18 protein-coding genes are annotated in these 18,874 nt (G+C 40.5%); 15 read left to right on the top strand and 3 right to left on the bottom strand.

The genetic code is table 11. The features are described 5' to 3' along the window. Positions 1 to 2: 2 nt before the first annotated feature. Positions 3 to 365, bottom strand: coding sequence for a helix-turn-helix domain-containing protein (locus tag ACO1QW_RS05440; protein WP_486256438.1), 363 nt, complete (start codon positions 363 to 365; stop codon positions 3 to 5). A gap of 441 nt (positions 366 to 806) precedes the next feature. On the opposite strand from ACO1QW_RS05440, the gene ACO1QW_RS05435 reads away from it, so the two are divergent. From ACO1QW_RS05435 to ACO1QW_RS05425, 3 genes are read left to right on the top strand one after another with little or no spacing between them, the layout of a single operon-like run. Further along, on the top strand, positions 807 to 1,841 hold the full coding sequence (locus tag ACO1QW_RS05435; RefSeq protein ID WP_486256436.1) for a TlpA family protein disulfide reductase: 1,035 nt from the start codon (positions 807 to 809) through the stop codon (positions 1,839 to 1,841). A gap of 30 nt (positions 1,842 to 1,871) precedes the next feature. Then, positions 1,872 to 5,054, top strand: a complete 3,183-nt coding sequence (locus tag ACO1QW_RS05430; RefSeq protein ID WP_486256434.1) for a SusC/RagA family TonB-linked outer membrane protein — start codon at positions 1,872 to 1,874, stop codon at positions 5,052 to 5,054. 19 nt (positions 5,055 to 5,073) lie between these two features. Then, positions 5,074 to 6,444, top strand: a complete 1,371-nt coding sequence (locus ACO1QW_RS05425) for a RagB/SusD family nutrient uptake outer membrane protein (protein ID WP_486256433.1) — start codon at positions 5,074 to 5,076, stop codon at positions 6,442 to 6,444. A 78-nt stretch (positions 6,445 to 6,522) separates the two neighbouring features. On the opposite strand, the gene ACO1QW_RS05420 is transcribed toward ACO1QW_RS05425, so the two are convergent. Beyond that, positions 6,523 to 6,924 (bottom strand): hypothetical protein, encoded by a 402-nt coding sequence (locus ACO1QW_RS05420; RefSeq protein ID WP_486256431.1) that lies wholly within the window; start codon positions 6,922 to 6,924, stop codon positions 6,523 to 6,525. A 392-nt stretch (positions 6,925 to 7,316) separates the two neighbouring features. Then, positions 7,317 to 8,309, bottom strand: a complete 993-nt coding sequence (locus ACO1QW_RS05415) for a helix-turn-helix transcriptional regulator (RefSeq protein WP_486256429.1) — start codon at positions 8,307 to 8,309, stop codon at positions 7,317 to 7,319. 133 nt (positions 8,310 to 8,442) lie between these two features. On the opposite strand from ACO1QW_RS05415, the gene ACO1QW_RS05410 reads away from it, so the two are divergent. The 12 genes from ACO1QW_RS05410 to traJ all read left to right on the top strand — a co-directional run bounded on the left by ACO1QW_RS05410 (position 8,443) and on the right by traJ (position 18,853). Continuing rightward, positions 8,443 to 9,048, top strand: a complete 606-nt coding sequence (locus ACO1QW_RS05410; RefSeq protein WP_486256427.1) for a GNAT family N-acetyltransferase — start codon at positions 8,443 to 8,445, stop codon at positions 9,046 to 9,048. A 24-nt stretch (positions 9,049 to 9,072) separates the two neighbouring features. Further along, positions 9,073 to 10,137 (top strand): heparan-alpha-glucosaminide N-acetyltransferase domain-containing protein, encoded by a 1,065-nt coding sequence (locus ACO1QW_RS05405; RefSeq protein WP_486256426.1) that lies wholly within the window; start codon positions 9,073 to 9,075, stop codon positions 10,135 to 10,137. Then, the gene (locus ACO1QW_RS05400; protein ID WP_486256424.1) at positions 10,130 to 11,416 is read left to right on the top strand and encodes a lysine N(6)-hydroxylase/L-ornithine N(5)-oxygenase family protein; all 1,287 of its coding nucleotides are present in this window, start codon (positions 10,130 to 10,132) and stop codon (positions 11,414 to 11,416) included. Before ACO1QW_RS05405 ends, ACO1QW_RS05400 begins: the two co-directional genes overlap by 8 nt. A gap of 175 nt (positions 11,417 to 11,591) precedes the next feature. Then, the gene (locus ACO1QW_RS05395) at positions 11,592 to 11,963 is read left to right on the top strand and encodes a hypothetical protein (protein ID WP_486256422.1); all 372 of its coding nucleotides are present in this window, start codon (positions 11,592 to 11,594) and stop codon (positions 11,961 to 11,963) included. 108 nt (positions 11,964 to 12,071) lie between these two features. Beyond that, positions 12,072 to 12,455: a hypothetical protein gene (locus tag ACO1QW_RS05390; RefSeq protein WP_486256420.1), complete on the top strand. Its 384-nt coding sequence runs from the start codon at positions 12,072 to 12,074 to the stop codon at positions 12,453 to 12,455. Between the two features lie 50 nt (positions 12,456 to 12,505). Then, positions 12,506 to 12,841: a DUF4134 domain-containing protein gene (locus ACO1QW_RS05385; RefSeq protein ID WP_486256418.1), complete on the top strand. Its 336-nt coding sequence runs from the start codon at positions 12,506 to 12,508 to the stop codon at positions 12,839 to 12,841. Between the two features lie 51 nt (positions 12,842 to 12,892). Then, on the top strand, positions 12,893 to 13,219 hold the full coding sequence (locus ACO1QW_RS05380; protein ID WP_486256416.1) for a DUF4133 domain-containing protein: 327 nt from the start codon (positions 12,893 to 12,895) through the stop codon (positions 13,217 to 13,219). Continuing rightward, on the top strand, positions 13,204 to 15,672 hold the full coding sequence (locus tag ACO1QW_RS05375; RefSeq protein WP_486256414.1) for a TraG family conjugative transposon ATPase: 2,469 nt from the start codon (positions 13,204 to 13,206) through the stop codon (positions 15,670 to 15,672). Before ACO1QW_RS05380 ends, ACO1QW_RS05375 begins: the two co-directional genes overlap by 16 nt. Positions 15,673 to 15,698: 26 nt before the next feature. After that, the gene (locus tag ACO1QW_RS05370; protein ID WP_486256412.1) at positions 15,699 to 16,373 is read left to right on the top strand and encodes a conjugal transfer protein TraI; all 675 of its coding nucleotides are present in this window, start codon (positions 15,699 to 15,701) and stop codon (positions 16,371 to 16,373) included. Further along, positions 16,370 to 17,014, top strand: coding sequence for a hypothetical protein (locus ACO1QW_RS05365; protein ID WP_486256410.1), 645 nt, complete (start codon positions 16,370 to 16,372; stop codon positions 17,012 to 17,014). Before ACO1QW_RS05370 ends, ACO1QW_RS05365 begins: the two co-directional genes overlap by 4 nt. After that, positions 17,011 to 17,631, top strand: a complete 621-nt coding sequence (locus tag ACO1QW_RS05360) for a TerB family tellurite resistance protein (protein WP_486256409.1) — start codon at positions 17,011 to 17,013, stop codon at positions 17,629 to 17,631. The genes ACO1QW_RS05365 and ACO1QW_RS05360 overlap by 4 nt, the downstream gene beginning before the upstream one ends. Positions 17,632 to 17,686: 55 nt before the next feature. Next, positions 17,687 to 18,853: a conjugative transposon protein TraJ gene (gene traJ / locus ACO1QW_RS05355; protein ID WP_486256407.1), complete on the top strand. Its 1,167-nt coding sequence runs from the start codon at positions 17,687 to 17,689 to the stop codon at positions 18,851 to 18,853. Positions 18,854 to 18,874: the final 21 nt, after the last annotated feature.

Genomic DNA, 18,874 nt, shown 5'->3' with positions numbered 1-18,874 from the left:
AACTATTTTTTCTTAGTTGCTGTTTTCTTTCTAATGTCTTTGCCTTTTGGTGATGAAGTTGCCTTTTTACTTGGCTTTTTTGAAGTCTTTATATTATTAACCTTTTCTACTTTTTTATTTATCGGAAATGGTTTTGCAGGAAGAAAATCACCCGGCTTCATATCATAATAATCTGCCAATACATTAATGTGATTTAGATTATACTTTGCTCGATGATTCAAACTTTCTACATTGCTAACGAAGGACTTCCCAACTCTCAATATACTTGCTAGTCCATCTTGAGTTAACCCTTTAGCATTCCTCAGATCTCTTATAAAGTCAATTACGTATTGCTCGATAGATGTTATATTCTCTTGATCTTTCATCAAGGTTCAAGTAATGAAAGAGTAAAAAATATTTGAACACACATGTGTGTCTTTGTTGTTTTTTATTTATATTTGAATTCATAACTCATTACCGGAAGCGTGAGAAACTCCGCAATGAGTTTAAAACAAACACCATACTACCGCATTAAGTGCGGGGCATCATTTTCTCCATTCTCCTGGGGCATCATCTCACGCTTCGGTAAAATGGAAATGAGCCCTGCCTTAAGTAATTACAACGGGCGTTTGCTAACAATGCCTGCTACAACAAACCCACTTTTTTTAGGCTACCGTATTTTGTATGCTTGCAAGCCAAAGAACCCTGTGTAAATAGTACTGGTACAGCAAACTCGCAAAACGCTTTGCCGGCGGCATGCATTTTTCTCGTGTTTAGTTTCAGCCACTGCCGTCGGTGTTTTATTCACCAGTCAACCGTATAAGGCCATGAAACTCTATTCATGCTTACTGGCCTTCTTATGGCCGGTAGGCTACTCAATTGCCCAAACCCAAGCTACAACTATTCGCCCGCTTACTATAGGCGATACCATGCCCAATGTTGAGTTCGCTAGCGTTATCAATTACCCCGTTTCTAAAATCCAATTATCCAGTCTTAAAGGCAAACTAATCATTCTTGATTTTTGGGGGAGGTTCTGCTCCTCCTGCATCGTTCCGCTATCAAGGCTCGACAGTTTCCAGAATGCATATAAAGACAAAGTGCAGGTTATTACTGTTTCTGATTTCACGAAAGAAGAAGATGTTTATAAACTGCTCAAACGCTTCCCGCTAACAAGAAACTTAAAACTGCCCATTTTATTGGGAAGTGAAATACTATCATCCTACTTCCCCCACCAAATAGTTTCACATCTTGTATGGATTGGCAGCGATGGTATAGTTAAGGCTATTACCGGTTCTGATTATGTTACCAATGAAAACCTGCTCACATTACTCAAGGGTAAACCGGTTAACTGGCCGGTTAAAAATGATGCCATTGATTTTGATTACAAAAAGCCATTGCTGGATTTTGCGCAACCTGGCTTGAACAAACCCGGCCTGTTGTATTATTCTACACTTACAGGTTATATCGATGGTATAGCTCCACCCAGTGGCACATTCATCGACAGTGCAAATAATGTAGCTGTTACAGGTTTCTACAATTGTTCGCTGTTACAATTATGCGGGCTGGCAATGGATTACATAATGACCTCAAAACGTCAGCAATTTATTTTACAGGTACGTGATTCATCAAGGTATGTAAAAGAAAATTCAACCTATTATAAGGAGTGGGCAATCAACAATACTTATTGTTATTACCTGCGTTCACCAATCAATCTTCCAGCAAAGGAACGAACGGCCTTTATTCAGGCAGATATTCTGCGTTGGCTCTCGATGCTGGGTATAGAAGTAAAAAAGCAAACAGCTAACCACAACGGTAAGCAGCAACCTGTTTATATCATTACTGAAAAACAGGGCAGGTTGTAAACCACATTACTAAACTTACAATTAACTGAAATGAGAAAAATATTCATATTGCTTTGTTTGCTGTTGCCACTAACAGTGCTGAAAGCGCAAAACAATGCAATTGTTCTAAAAGGGCAGGTATTATCACAGGAAGATAAGCTACCTCTCGAAGGCGTTTCGATAGAAGTGCAAAATAAAAAAATAAGTGCCACAACAAATAACAAAGGAAACTTTATCCTTGCTGCTGTAACGGTTACGGATACGTTAATTATTACGCATGTGGGTTATGATCGTCAAATAATCAGCGTTTCAGCATTACAAACACCCATCATTATACTGCTTGTAAAGTCGGCCAGGCAACTGGAGGAAGTAATTGTGAACACCGGTTATCAAAAACTTCCAAAAGAACGGGCCACCGGATCGTTTACACAAATAGGAAACAAATTGTATAATGAACAGGTGAGCACCAATGTGCTTGATAGATTAAAATACATTTCTAACGGTGTAACTGTTTTTCCTCAGAATGTGGGCGGACTGGCAAAAGATCAACTGATCATCAGGGGTATCAGCACGCTTACGATGGCAATTCAAAAACCTTTGATCATTCTTGACAATTTTGAATACCAGGGCGATTTATCGAACATCAATCCAAACGATATTGAGAACGTTACGTTCCTGAAAGATGCTGCTGCAGGTTCTATCTGGGGAGCAAAAGCTGCTAATGGAGTGATCGTGCTCACCACAAAGAAAGGAAGGTATGATCAAAAAACAACTGTTGAGGTTAGCAGTAATTTTTCCATTACTGATAAACCCGATTTGTTTTATCAGCCATCAGTTTCATCGGCTGAGTTGATCGATGTTGAAACCTTTTTATTCAGCAAGCAATTTCGTTTTGCAGATACATTGAGCAATCAGCGCCTGCCCTTTTCACCTGTGTATGAAATTCTGTTTAAACGCAGAAGCGGGTTGATCTCTGCTGCTGATTCTGCCCTACAAATCAATGCCCTGAAAAATCATGACACCCGTAATGACTTTTTAAAATATCTGTATCGCAAAGCCATCAGCCAGCAATATGCTGCAAGTGTGCGGGGAGGTTCAGGAAATATCAGTTGGCTTTTTTCAGCAGGGTTCGATAAAAACATCAGCGAGCTGGATGCAACTTACAACCGCACCAACCTGCGGTTTGATAATACTTACAAGGTATCGAGCAAAATAGAAATCAGTTCTTCGGTTTTTTATACCAACAGTAAAACGGTAAGTGGTAAACCCGCCTATGGGTCTATTGGCACAGCGCCGGTTTACACAAAGTTGGCCGATGAAAACGGCTATGCCCTGCCGCTATATACTTATTACCGCCAGGGTTATATCGATACGATCGGTGGGGGTAAGTTGCTTGATTGGCGCTACTACCCGCTTGATAATTACAGGCACGAAAGAAGCAATGGAAACATCGAGAATATCAATGGGGCCTTTGGCATCAGCTACAAGCCCTTTGCAGTGCTCAGCGTTGATGTAAGATACCGTTATGAAAAACAACATTCCGGTCTGCAAACGCTTTATGATATACAGAGTTACTATACAAGAAATATGATCAACAGGTTTTCGCAATTAAACCGCAGCACAGGTGAGGTTACCTATAAAGTTCCACGGGGAGATATTTTTGATGAAACAAACGCTGTTACCACTGCACAAAATTTGCGTGCACAGGTTGGCTATAATGATAAATGGGAACAACAGGAAGTAAGTATTATAGCAGGTACGGAAATAAGCGAAGCGATCAGGGAATTCACAGTGCGACGCACATACGGTTATAATGCAGACATACTCACCTATTCCAATGTTGATTACACTTCGTTTTACCCATTATTCATAACAGGAAGCGATTTTATTGGTAACCCTGCACGGTTTGGCAAAACCAATAACCGCTTTGTTTCGTTCTTTGGTAATGCTGCCTACACGTACAATAATAAATACACTGTATCCGGTAGTATGCGCAGGGATGCTTCCAATATTTTTGGTGTTGCCACCAATGATAAATGGAAGCCACTATGGTCAACCGGTTTCAGCTGGAATATTGACCGTGAATCTTTTTATAACATTCAATGGCTTCCCAACCTGAAGCTTCGGGTAACCTATGGACACCAGGGAAACCTTGATCCTTCTAAAGTAAGTGCCACTACCATCAGTTACGGCGGTACAACGTTTTTTAATGCGCCCTATAGTTCCATTTCCAATTATGTAAATCCTGAATTACGTTGGGAACAGGTAGCTATGTTAAACACCGGAATTGATTTTGCATTACGCAACAAACGGATCAGCGGGAGTATTGAATGGTATTACAAACAAGTAACAGATCTGTACGGTCCATCACTCATTGATGCAACCACCGGGCTTAACGCATCGACCATAACGAAAAATATCGGCTCATTAAGAGGCAACGGAATAGATGTGCAGATCAATACCGTAAATATTGACAGGGCTGTTCGGTGGACAACTGATTTCATCTTTAACACTTACAACGATAAAATAACCAGGTACTACGATCCTTCTGCACTCAAGCCAAGTGGCCTTGTTGGAAATGGTGGTGGTATTGAAGGCTATCCTTCTTTTTACCTGTCCGTTTACCGGTGGGCCGGTCTTGATCCATCCAATGGTGACCCGATGGGTTACCTCAACGGGCAGGTAAGTAAAAACTGGGCGGCAATTACCGGCACTAGCAGTACCATGGAAGATGTGAAATTTGTTGGCCCAAGGCTCCCAACTATCTTCGGCTCCATTGGTAATTCCATCGGTTGGAAAAACATAGCAGTATCAGCAAGAATTTCTTATCGTTTGCATTACTATTTTTTACGGCCTTCCATTGATTATAACACGCTCATCAACTCGCTGCGGGGGCATAATGATTATAGTAAACGTTGGCAAAAACCGGGAGATGAACGTTTCACTAATGTTCCTTCATTTACTTATCCTGCAAATTCAGCCCGTAATACGTTTTATCAATATTCCGAAGCATTGGTCACAAAGGGAGATCATCTACGGTTTCAATATATCAATGTGAGTTATTCCGTTGACCGGAATACGGTTAAACGATTACCATTTGCCGGCATACAGTTATTCTTTGTTGTAAACAATCCGGGCATCATCTGGAAAGCAAACAAATACGGTATTGATCCGGACTATATTACCATGCCACCTGCCAAAACCTATTCATTTGGTTTTAGAGCAAATTTCTAACCTCAAAACTTTAAACTTTATGTTGAATAATAGTAACAAGGCCCGTTTTACCTTACTTGCATTTTTTTGCTTCAGTATATTGATCGGTTGCAAAAAATATCTTGATGCCAAACAGGATCAAAGTCTTGTAATACCCCAAACCGTTCGTGATCTCCAGTCAATACTCGACGATTATTTTGTAATTAACACAAACTGGCCCGCTGCCGGTGAAGTAAGTGCAGATGATTATTACCTGCTGTACAGTTCATGGCAAAGCAGAAATGAGTATATACAAAGAACTTATCTATGGGCTGCTGAAAGGTTGTTTGCACCCGGTGGAAATAATGAATGGTCAACATGCTATAAGCAGGCATATAAGGCAAATATTGTATTGTCAGAAATTGATCGCATTAAAAGGCAGCCTGGTGACGAAACTGCATGGCAAAATGCCAAAGGTTCTGCACTGTTTTTACGGGGCATCAGCTTTGCACAGGTTGCCTGGATCTGGTCGCTGGCTTATGATAAAAATACAGCCATTGTTGATAAAGGGATTCCTTTGCGTCTTGACCCTGATTTTAATATGCCTTCATCAAGAGCAAGTGTTGCTCAAACCTATGAGCAGATTATAAGCGATTTAAAACAGGCAGCCGAACTGCTGCCAGTTACTCCTGTGCATGTTTTGCGGCCATCACGCACCGCTGCATACGGATGGCTTGCCCGAGTATATCTTTCAATGGGGCAATACGATAGTGCATTCGTGTATGCCGATAAATATTTACAGCTACGCAATTCTCTCATGGATTTTAATCAACTGAATGCTTCCTCTACAAGTCCTATTGCTACTTACAACGAAGAAGTAATTTATCACAGCACTATTTTCCGTACGGTTACAATTGCCACTTCCCTGATCGATTCAGTATTGTATCAATCCTATAATGACAACGATCTCAGAAAAACAGTTTATTTCCGGAGCAATGGCAATGGCACGTACAGGTTTAAAGGAAGTTATAATGGAACCGGCAGCCCCGGCGAGTGGTTCAATGGAATTGCTACAGATGAAATGTATTTAATAAGAGCTGAATGTTATGCAAGAAAAGGGAATAAAGATGCAGCACTTGACGATCTGAACATCCTGATGATAAAGCGATGGAAAAACAACGGCACATGGACAGCCTTTACTGCTACTGATGCTGCTGATGCACTTACAAAAATTATAAATGAACGCAGAAAAGAACTAACGCAAAGAGGACTACGCTGGATGGATATTAAAAGATTGAATAAAGAAGGAGCAGGTATTGTTTTAAAACGGATAATGAATGGCGAAACCTACACGCTACAACCAAATGATCCGAAATATGCTTTACCAATTCCGGAAGATGTGATTGCCATTACAGGTATGCAACAAAACTAATGAACGGATATACAAGAAGGGGATGCACTACTATCCCCTTCTTATTAACATCAACTTTTAAAACCCAAATAAAACTTCTTATGGTGCAGGTTCTGGCTTACGATGTTTGATGTTTGCTGCATCCCTGCAATAAGTCTCTGCACCTGTTGTTGAAGGACTCAACGATGAGAGATAATTGGCAAGGTCTGTCTCTGTTGGAGTGGAACCAAAAGCAGCTTCCAACACACAAACCATTTCGTTCGCACCATCGCAAGGATCTGTTCCGGGATTTCCTGTTGAAAGAAATAACCAGTTGCTTGGGTCTTCATAACCTGCTTCGGTATCCGGTGCATCAGCCTTATACTGGAAATAATAATTGGTTAACGGTTTAGCCGGTTGCTTGGCATGGGTTTTTGTTGAATCCCTGAATGCACTTAAACCAAACGCTATTGTTATTACTGCGATAACTGCCAGCATCGGCAATACGATTTTGTTTTTCATCGTGTTTCGTTTTAGACTTTGAAAAATTGTTTGAGTAATTCTGTCAACAATGCATTATTGACAAAACAGTTATACCAATAATCTAAGAATTGTAAAACATCATCCTTTGCGTCTATGCTCCTTTTTATAGAAAGGAGGCAGTTGGGCAATTCTTTGCCAGGGATAGATTCCACAACTCGTCAGCCGGTATACACTGAATTAATAACCTTGTTATAACCGCCTTTCGGGTTGCGGTTAAAGCAGTTTTCACCCGAAATGAAAACCACATGTGTTGCAACAGTGTTTTTAAAAATGAATTATGTGTCTTTTATTTCAACTAAGAAAGCGTCCGTAATCCTGTATCAAATCTAATCATCATGTAACAGGTTGTTGTTATCAATTCGGCCTCTTTTTTAAGATTTACTTTCACGTAAATCGGAGGGAGATATACCAAAACGGTTTTTAAATGCTTTGGAGAAATTGGAAACACTGGGAAAACCGAGATCATCGGAAATTTTTGAAATAGAATCTTTTGAAGACAGGATGCGTGACCTTGCAACTTCCATTCGTTTAACGGCCCAGAAGTGATAAGGAGATTCTCCTACTTCCAGTTTAAAAAGACTTTTGAAGATCGTTTTACTCATGTGTGCTTCTTTCGCCAGCGCTGCCAGGTTTGGAATGCTGGTGAAATCTTTTTCTAACTGTAACCTGATCGCATGTATGCGGCCGATCTGTTCCAACGAAAACCGCTTTGTTTTTGGGTTTAGTTCATACTTGCATGTTAAGGCGTACGAAAGAAGTGATTGTACATTCAGCTCAAGCAAAAATACGTTGAGCGTTTTTGAGCGCAGGAGGTGAATGATATTACCTGCCAATTGCAACATAAAACCGGTGGCATATATAGGGACAGGAAAAACCAACGTGGGTTCTTTTCCTGCAACCTTACTTAAGAATGGGATGATTATATCAGGAAAATATTTTGATAAGGTATGCAGGTAATCAAAGCTGCAATGAATGTCTAGTGTGGTGGTTAACTGGCCCGCATCAAAACTCGCCCTGCTTTCCATGTACGGCAGGAAGAAGAGATTGAACTGGCTGTTCTTGATTGTTTGATGACCTAATTGTTTTGTGTTGAATGTTCCGGGTTGATCTAACTGGAGAGAGAATTCAAGCAGTGGAGTATCAGCCAATGCTTTAAATGTATTCCGTGTTCGAATATGATAACGACTATACCAAATACTAAAGCCAACAGATTCGTAAAACTGGAATATCATATTTCCCCACCCTCCATGAGCAACAAATCCGTTACACGATGGAAGACAGATGCCTTTGTTCAACTGTTCAAAATCATCACTCCAATGTACGAGATCGCCTTTCAACGATGTTATTTCAAAAGGACTATTCACAGGCTAAAAAGTTAGTGTCTGAATGGATAAATAAAATGGCTGAATTGAGAACGGGAAGGCTTCTGCCTGGTAGTAGTTTGCAACCGGGTTTTAAGAAGTATCCACTGTTCTAAATCTAATAAATTTTTAAAACATGCCTCAAACACTGTTTAAAGAGCCACATCACTTCTTCTTCAGCACACATGTTGGCAATGCATTATTCAACATCCGGCCAATGCAGCCAGGTGACCTTGCAACTATCCATTTATGGGTCAATCAACCTTATGCCCACCGGTTCTGGAATATGCAGGGAACTTTTGAAGAATTAGAAAAAGCCTACCGGAAACAAAAGGAGGAAAATATCTCCAGCAGCTTTCTGGTCTGCCATGAGATAAAACCTATCGCCTTGTTTGAAGTGTACCAGGTGATCAGCACGGAACTGGCACTTACTTATGAAGCAGGTCTCAATGATTTTGGTATCCACCTGTTGATGGCGCCTCATCCTGACCTGCTGCCTTTGAAAAAAGAAATCGATAAAATATCGGAACGAACATTACTAACGGTACTGGATATGCTCTTTACGTACAATTCTGTAAACAGGGTTATCGCTGAACCAGATGCACAAAACCATTTTGCCTGCCGTTTAGCGGTAAAAACGGGTTTTCATTTTCTTAAAGCAATTGAGCTAACCGAAAAGAAAGCCAATCTCTATTTGATCACGAAAGAACAGCATCTTCAACATCGCAGTGATCGCTGCTGATATTCTCCACTTTAATTAAAATTTATGCTCACAACAACTGAAAGCAAGGGTCTTGCCCTCGCAAGGGGATTTATTGTCCTGATCATGCCCGCTGTACATACAACATTGTTGTACAGTACACCTGAAGTAAAACAAGGGCCGCTAGGTATTTTTCTTGGATTTCTTGCCGAACAACCAGGTGCTCAATTATTCATGTTCCTGATGGGTGTATTTATTGCGTATGGCAGGAAGAAATCATTTACACAGACAATACAACGAACGATGTATTTGCTCGTCGCTGGCTACCTGTTGAATTTTATACGCCTGGTACTGCCTTATTGGTGGGGATGGTTGCCTGCAGAATTTTTAGCAGGCAATAATGTTATTATTGTTGATTCCACGAGTATTCGTCTTTTGCTGACGGGTGATATTCTGCAACTGGCGGCGATTGCTTACTTGATTTGCCAACTCCTTATGCGGGTGAAACAAAAAATAATTATTCTATCGATTGGCATTCTGTTCATCGCATTTTTGTCACCATTGCTATGGAAAGTTGAAACAAAACACTTGCTGTTACAATTACCACTTAATCTTTTTAATGGATTGCCACCTGCCACTTTCTTTCCTGTATTTCCATGGCTATGTTATCCGTTGGCAGGTGTGCTGGCAGGTCTTATTTGGCAGAAATATTGGCAAACAGCAAAGAATAAAATATGGATGATCAGTTCTATCGCCGTCATCGTAGTTGGTGTGGTATTAAGTTTATTTGAGCCAGCCGAATGGAATCATAATTTCTACCGCTTAGGCCCCGGCGGTACACTCTTTCATCTTGGGGCTGTGCTGTTGTGGATTGCATTGTTCGTATGGTTGGCCACAAAACTTGCAGACAATATCTTTTTCCGTTTCCTGCACTGGATCAGCGTGAACATCACCAGTATCTATTTTATACAATGGATTTTGATCATGTGGTTAGTGCCGGTATTTGGTTATGAGCAGTTATTGCTGACTGAAACACTATGCACCTTACTCTTAACAAGTCTTATCAGTTTTTCCATACCTGTCTTATATAATGAATTCATTCGCTCACGAAAACTACCTTCAAATGCATAACACTGTCTATGATCTCCTTGCAATCGGCATTGGACCTTTTAACCTTGGCCTTGCTGCTCTCACTCATCCCATAAAAGAACTGAAAACTGTTTTTCTTGAAAAGAATTTTTCATTTAACTGGCATCCGGGTATGCTGATCGAAGGCACGACTTTGCAAGTACCTTATCTCGCCGATCTTGTAACACTTGTTGATCCGGCTAGTCCCTTCAGCTATTTGAATTACCTGCGAAAACAAAATCGTCTATTACAATTCGGTATAAGACAAGCGCAACATATTACCAGAACGGAATACAACAGGTATTGTCAATGGGTCTGTAATCAACTTGATAATTTACGCTTTGATGTGTGTGTGGAAACGATCACATATGATCCGTCCAAAAAATATTATATAGTTCATTGCAAATATGAAGGAGGGTTGTTATGTTCTTTTCTTGCGAAGAAAATCGTGATTGGCACAGGAACCGTACCTTCGTTGCCTGCCTGTGTCGAGCCGGATCAACTTTCATCTTGTATGTTTCATTCTTCCCGATATCTCTTTCATCAAAAAGACATCGAAGATGCAGATGTGATCACTATTGTAGGCTCAGGTCAAAGTGCCGCAGAAATTTATTTTGATCTGTTGTGCAAGCGACCAGATAAACAAGTTTGCTGGTTTACACGCTCTGACAGATTGTATGCGATGGAGACAAACAAACTGATTTATGAAATGAATACACCTGACTATATTGATTACTTCTATGCACTTGAAGAAGAACATAAGAAGACATTACACCGGATGCAGCATACACTTTACAAAGGTGTAAATGAAGATTTATTAAACAGTATCTATGACCACCTATATGAACAACGAACAGAGTATGGCAACGGGTCTTCTATGATTAAGACGGATGTAAATCTCGATTGTGTAGAAAAGATAAACGATGAAATGTATCGACTTCGCTTTCATCATAATCGGATACTACAAAGCTTCTCGCATGAAACAAACTGTGTTATCCTGGCTACCGGTTATCAATACAGATTGCCTGCATTTATCGATTCCATTAGAAATCATATTGCCTGGCTTGCCAACGGACAATACAAGGTGAGCCGTGATTATTCTATTGATCAAAGTAATTCTCTCTTTGTTCAAAATGCAGAAACACACTCACATGGTTTTAACGCTGCGGATCTGAGTTTAGGCCCTTACCGGAATGCTGTTATCATCAATTCCATTATAGGCAACAACCATTATCCTACCGATCACCGTACTACATTCCAGCAATTTGGAGTGACTCATTAACCTTGGATGTCTTGTTAATTTCATTTATCGTGCGTCGACTTCTGCATGTTTTCTACATGCATGGATGATCTTTTACATAAGATCAACTATTGTATTACCCACCTCCTGAAGATGTAAAGCCTTCAATTGCTGCTTGCAAAGGCAACCCTATTCGGCAACCTTCAAAAACACGTATATGAAAATCATCATTGAGAAATGGAATGCCACTATCAATTTGCTAGAAGCCATTCAAACCGGTATTTCGGATTTGAACAAAGGTTTCCGAAATCCCCTGACTACAGCTTCTACCTTTGATCTTATACAGGTGCCATTCAGGGGATCTGAAATTTATCTTTTGCACAAGGCATTCATTGATGCAGGTGGTGCGTCCAATGAAAATTATAAAACACTTCTCGAAAAAACTGCGTCGTCCATTTCAAACAAAAATCAAAAAGGTTTCAGTGCACAAAGTCTTATCAAGTACAGCGACAAAGTTGATTATGAAGCAAAGGAAAATGTTAAACGCTTTCTTCAAAAGATGATCCGCAATATCGATAGTTATGATTAATACTTCCACATCGATTCTACTGGATTCCACCAAAACAGCGTTCCGGCAAATTATGTTTGCATACACGATTGAACATTACAATATAACATCACTCATAAAGAAAATATTATGCTGCATTCAATTTCCTGGAACCAATACTTAATCGTGTTATGTATTGCGCTTGCTATCTATTACACGTTTGTGTGGCTTGTTTATTTCAAGGGCCGTATGCATCTTATGCTGAACAGCAAAAAATTTGTGTCCTTCTATGCTAATTCTGATGATGAGGAACTGAACAATATCCTGCCGGTAACAAATGAATTATCCGCTCATTTTTTACCCAAGCGAAATAAACAGGAATTGATTATGGCTTTACAAAAAGGCCTGCAACCCTATCAACAAGCAGATGAATATTTCAAAGCAGCTATTAACCGGTTTATTATTCATGAAAGTCTGGATAAATGCTCCATCCATCTCGGTGAGGAAGATCTACGTGAGCTATGGATGAGGTAGGATGGAGCTCCTTTTATTTGTCATCAACATAAACTATAAAACAAGTGTGTATGAACATGAAGAAGCTAAACTGTTTTTTGTCCGGCAAACGCTGTTTGCAGTTTTACCTGACTGTTATCCTGATAGCTATGTTTAACAAACTCATGGCACAGGATGGCGTGGCAGGTATACAGGAAGCCAATACGAAAGTGCGAAGCTATTTTGCTTCAGGCACTAACCTGATGTATGCGGTGGGTGCAATCGTCGGGCTGATCGGTGCAATCAAAGTGTATAATAAATGGAACAGCGGTGATCCTGATACAGGTAAAGTGGCCGCCGCCTGGTTTGGCAGTTGCGTATTCCTTGTTATTGTTGCAACAGTGCTTAAATCCTTCTTTGGTTTATAACAGGCACTTATTACGACGTGTCATTACCCCTACCGATCAATTAATAAAGCCATGGCAACAAGTGTCTATTCCATCAACAAAGGAATTAATAAACCCATTGAATTTAAAGGGCTGAGAGCACAATATATCTGGTATCTAGGTGCGGGCTTGCTGTTTCTCCTTATTGGATTTGCTGTTCTTTATATCGTTGGTGTAAACACGTTCGTCTGTCTTGCAATCATTATCATCTGTGGCACTGTTTTATTCGTGCACGTGTACAAACTGAGTAATAAATATGGTGAATATGGTATGATGAAAGCCATCGCCAAACGAAGTATTCCAACTGTTGTAAAAAGTTATTCAAGAAAAGTATTTACAGAATTATGCAAAAAGAATTGAACGATATTTTTCCTCTATTCGGTGTTGAACATGACAGCATCCTTTCCAAGCAAGGTGATATCACCATTGCTTATGAAGTGACATTACCGGAATTGTTTACACTGAGCGATCAGGAATATGAAGCGTTGCATCAAACTTTAATCAAAGCCATCAGGATACTGCCCAAACATACCATTTTTCATAAACAGGATTGGTTCACTGAAGCAAAGTATCGAATAGATTTTACAAAGGATGATCAAAGCTTTTTAAGCCGCAGCAGTGAACGGTTCTTTAACGAGCGGCCTTATCTCGATCATCAATGCTACATCATGCTTACCCGCAAACCGGTTAACCGGAAAGCAGGCAGTTCTTTATTCTCCAATCTTCTGCGAAGATCGATTGTCCCTGAAGAAACATTAAAACCTCAACTTCTGCAGGATTTTCTTGATAGCGCCGGACAGTTTGAACGTATCCTGAAAGACAGCGGCTTTATTCAACTGAGACGATTAACTGATGAAGAATTATCAGGCAGCGATCTGTATTGCGGATTAATTGAGCGGTATATGAACCTGCAACCAAATGAGCATTCTTTCCTGTTACATGATATCAGCTTTAACGAAGGGATCAAAGTAGGTAACAATCATTGCCAGTTGTTTACACTTGCCGATGCAGCCGACCTGCCAGCTTATTGCGGTTCAAGGATCAACTATGATAAGTATTCAACAGACAGAACAAAATTCAGTGTCGGTTTTGCTTCGCCGTTAGGGCAACTGCTTCCTTGTAATCACATTTACAACCAGTACATCTTCATTGATGATGCACAAAAGACTTTACAAAAGCTGGAAAGTAAACGCCTGCGCCTGCAAAGTCTTTCGGCTTATTCCCGTGAAAATGCAATAAGCAGGGATGCAACGAATGATTTTTTGAATGAAGCGATTTCACAACAGCGTTTGCCGGTTAAAGCGCATTTCAATGTACTTGTCTGGACAGATAATACTAAAGAATTGAAAGACGTACGTAACCTGGTATCATCAGCCCTGACCCAGATGGATGCGACCCCGAAGCAGGAGTTGTCGGGAGCGCCGCAGATCTTCTGGGCGGGCATACCAGGGAATGAAGCAGACTTTCCTATGAATGACAGCTTCGACAGCTTTGCTGAACAGGCCTGTTGTTTTCTTAACCTGGAAACCAATTACCGTTCTTCTTTGTCTCCCGTTGGTCTCCGGTTGGGCGACCGCCTTTCTGGTAAGCCGGTTCATGTGGACCTGTCCGATGAACCAATGAAAAAAGGCGTCTGCACCAACCGCAATAAGTTTATCCTCGGACCGTCGGGAAGTGGCAAAAGTTTTTTTACCAATCACATGGTGCGTTCTTATTATGAACAGGGAACTCATATTGTACTTGTTGATGTAGGACATAGCTATAAAGGTCTATGTCAAATGGTCAAGGGTTATTACTTCACCTATGATGAAAAAAATCCTATCCGCTTCAATCCATTCTTTATTGGCGAGGGTGATTCACTTGACACTGAAAAAAAAGAAAGTATCAAAACATTATTGCTTGCACTCTGGAAAAAGGATAACGAAACATTTAACCGTTCTGAGTATGTGGCACTTTCCAACGCCTTACAACTTTACTATGAGAAGCTGGATAAATATACAAACCTGTTCCCCTGCTTCAATACATTTTATGAATTCCTGCAGGAGGATTTTGTAGCCGTGTTACAAACGGATAAGGTGAAGGAGAAAGATTTTGATGTATCTAATTTTCTCTACGTGTTACGTCCCTATTACAAAGGCGGTGAGTTTGATTACCTGCTCAATGCTACTAACAACCTTGAATTACTCAAAAAACGCTTTATTGTTTTTGAACTAGACAATATCAAAGATCACCCGATCCTGTTCCCTGTCGTGACGATCATTATCATGGAGGTGTTCATTTCAAAAATGCGGAAACTGAAAGGTATCCGCAAGATGATCCTGATTGAAGAAGCCTGGAAAGCTATTGCCAAGGAAGGGATGGCGGAATACATTAAGTACCTGTTCAAAACAGTCCGCAAATTTTTTGGCGAAGCTATTGTTGTCACACAGGAAGTGGAAGATATTATTTCTTCGCCTGTTGTCAAACAGGCGATCATTAATAACAGCGATTGCAAAATTTTACTGGATCAAAGCAAATACCAAAACAAGTTTGACCAGATACAGGAACTACTGGGATTAACAGAGAAAGAAAAAGCATTGGTCTTATCCATCAACAAGGCCAATGACCCGTCTAAAAAATACAAAGAAGTGTTTATCTCACTCGGTGGCATTCTGTCAAAAGTGTACCGGACAGAAGTATCATTGGAAGAATATCTCTCTTATACTACTGAAGAAACCGAAAAAGTAAAGTTGATGCAATATGCTGAAAAATTTGGTGGCGATATCCAAAAGGGAATCACTGTGTTTGCTGAAGAACTGAGAAGAAAAGAATAAGTTTTTTAATGTAACAAATTTAAACTATGAAGAAAATAGTTGTGTTGTCGGGCTTGCTTTTTTGCTGCCTGCTCGTCCCGGTACAAAAAGCGAAGGCGCAAGACCCAATCCTGGAAATCATCAAAGCCGCTGTTACAAAGGTGATCGTTGCTGTTGATCTTCAGTTACAGCGATTGCAGAATAAAACCATCTGGCTGCAGAATGCGCAAAAGACATTGGAAAATACATTGTCCAAACTACACCTGGATGAAATCAAAGATTGGACAGAAAAACAACGGAAGTTGTACGCCGACTATTTTGAAGAGTTGCGTAAAGTGAAGATAGCTCTTACTTATTACCAGCGAGTCAGGGATATCCTTACACAACAATCACAGATCATCACGGAGTATAAAGCAGCATGGGCTTTGTTCCGGCAGGATAAGCACTTCACAAAAGAAGAACTGGATTACATGTTAAGTGTCTATACCGGCATGATGAAAGAAAGCGCCAAAAACGTCGATCAGCTTTTTTTAGTGATCAATGCGTTTGTTACGCAGATGAGTGATGCCAAGCGCCTGGAGATCATTGATACTGTTGCGGTCAGTGTAGAACAAACGTTGATGGACTTAAAGGCATTCAATGAAGAAAGTAAACTAATCTCCCTGCAACGAGCAATTGAGCAGGGTGAAATTGAGTATGTCAAAAAATTATATGGTCTATGAAACTGAAACCTATTTTTTGTGTTTTGCTCATCAACATTGTCCTGTCCGCTTCAGCACAAACGCTGGAAGAATGGACGCAGCAAAAACAAACAAAGATCAAACGGTTACTGGAACAGATCGCTGCCAATAAAGTGTACATCGAGTATGCGAAGAAAGGTTACAGAATTGTTTCAGGCGGTTTGCACACGATTCGTGATATCAAGAAGGGAGATTTCAAATTACATCTTGGTCATTTTGATTCATTGAAAATTGTCAATCCAGAAATCAAAGGCTGGATAAAGGTTGCTGATATTATTGTATACCAGGCACGCATTATCAAAACATGTAAACAGGCCATTGATGCCGTGCGGCAGTCGGGACAATTCAGCCATGAAGAACTGGAGTATTGTAGAAAAGTGTTTGATCAATTATTCGATGAATGCCTGAAGGCCATCGATGAATTATTAACCGTCATTACGAATGGGGCAATAGAGATGACAGATGATGAACGCATTCAACGTATCGATATCATTTATCTCGATATGCAGGATAAGTTTTCCTTCGCCCGTTCTTTTGGTAGTGATATGAAGTTGCTGGCGACCCAGAGGTTAAATGAACGAATAGAATTAAAGCATTCAAATTTATTAAACGGACACCGATGAAAAAGTTGCTGATCATTCTTTCCTTCTGTTGCGTCAGCCATGTTTCCTTTTCGCAGGAACAGGAAATACAGCAGTTGCTGTTGAACTGGGAAAAGCTCACACAGTTCAAGAAAATATTACAAAATATGTATGACGGGTGGAAGATCGTGGAAAAGGGCTATACAACCATCAAGGATATTTCATCTGGAAATTTCAACCTGCACAAAACTTTCCTGGATGAACTGATGGAAGTGAGCCCGGTTGTCAAAAAATATAAGCGAGTTACCGAGATTATCAATTACCAGGCATTAATCGTGAAACGATACAAAGAAGCGTTCAACCGTTTTAAAGAGGACAAGGTATTCACCGCAAAAGAAATCGACTATATCGGTAAAGTCTATTCCAACTTATTCAAAGAAAGTGTGAAAGGTATCGATGAACTATTTATGGTGATCACTGCAGGAGAGTTACGTATGACAGATGATGAGCGATTGCAGGCCATCGATCGTATCCACGCACGGATTGAAGATCAGTTTGCTTTTCTGACAAGCTTCAACAACAGCACTTCGTATCTGGCGTTGCAACGAAAGGCGGAACAAACAGAAATCAACTTTTCGAAAAGGATTTATGGTTATTGATTGTTGCCAGTGTAATGTAAGTTCTATATAAGATGCAGAAATTAAAGTTATCGTGATGAAAGGAAAATTGTGTGTAAGAGTAGTGAGTCTATTGCTCGCTGTATTTGCAACTCCGCATTTTGCCAAAGCGCAGATGGCAGGACGTATCCGCAGCCTGAATGAAGTGCTTGATACATTGTATGCAGACATGATCCCGTTATGCAGCCAACTAATTGGGGTAGGCAGAGGGATCGCAGGCTTTGCTGCAACCTGGTATATCGCTTCACGTGTATGGGGACAAATAGCCAGAGCGGAGCCTATAGATCTCTATCCTTTGTTCCGTCCTTTTGTATTGGGGTTTGCCGTATTGATCTTTCCTTCTGTGATCGCCATGATCAACGGCGTCATGAAGCCAACTGTTACGGGTACAGCAAAGATGGTGACGGATTCTGATAAAGCTATTGCGCAGTTATTGAAGATGAAAGAAGATGCCATTAAAACGACGGCCTATTGGCAAATGTATGTAGGACCTGGTGGCAGTGGTGATCGTGACAAATGGTATAAATATCATTACGGTGATAAAAGTGAAGGAATGATGAGCAGCATTGGTAATGACATCAAGTTTGCACTTGCGAAATTCTCGTACAGTTTCCGCAATTCAGTTAAGCAATGGATGTCTGAAATATTGAAAGTGTTATTTGAAGCGGCAGCGCTATGTATCAATACCATCCGGACTTTTTATATGATCGTACTAGCAATTCTTGGCCCATTGGTTTTTGGTATTGCCGTCTTTGATGGGTTCCAACATACACTAACGGTGTGGATCGCACGCTACCTGAATATTTTCTTATGGCTGCCGGTGGCAAATATTTTCGGAGGCATACTTGGAAAGATACAGGAGAATATGTTGAAGGAAGATTTGCACCAGATCGCTACCAATGGAGATACATTTTTTTCTACAACTGATACTGCTTACCTCATCTTTATGATTATCGGTATCATCGGCTATTTTACTGTTCCCTCTGTTGCCAATTACATTGTTCATGCCGGTGGTGGTAATGCACTATTACAAAAAGTAACGGACCGTTTCAGTATGGCATCGAGCCAGGCTAAAAGTATGACGATTGCCGGTGGAGGTATGGCGGTAGATGCACTCGGTAGCGCTGCTTCGAAAGTACAGCAAAGTATGGCCGGGCATGGTGCGAGTGACAGTTATTTCAAAGACAAGATCAGCGGCAAATAAGCTTATGCGTTGATCAACAAA

It is taken from the genome of Lacibacter sp. (assembly GCF_057361365.1).
The sequence above is the reverse complement of the archived record's forward strand: the minus strand, read 5'-3'. Positions and strand labels throughout refer to the sequence as shown.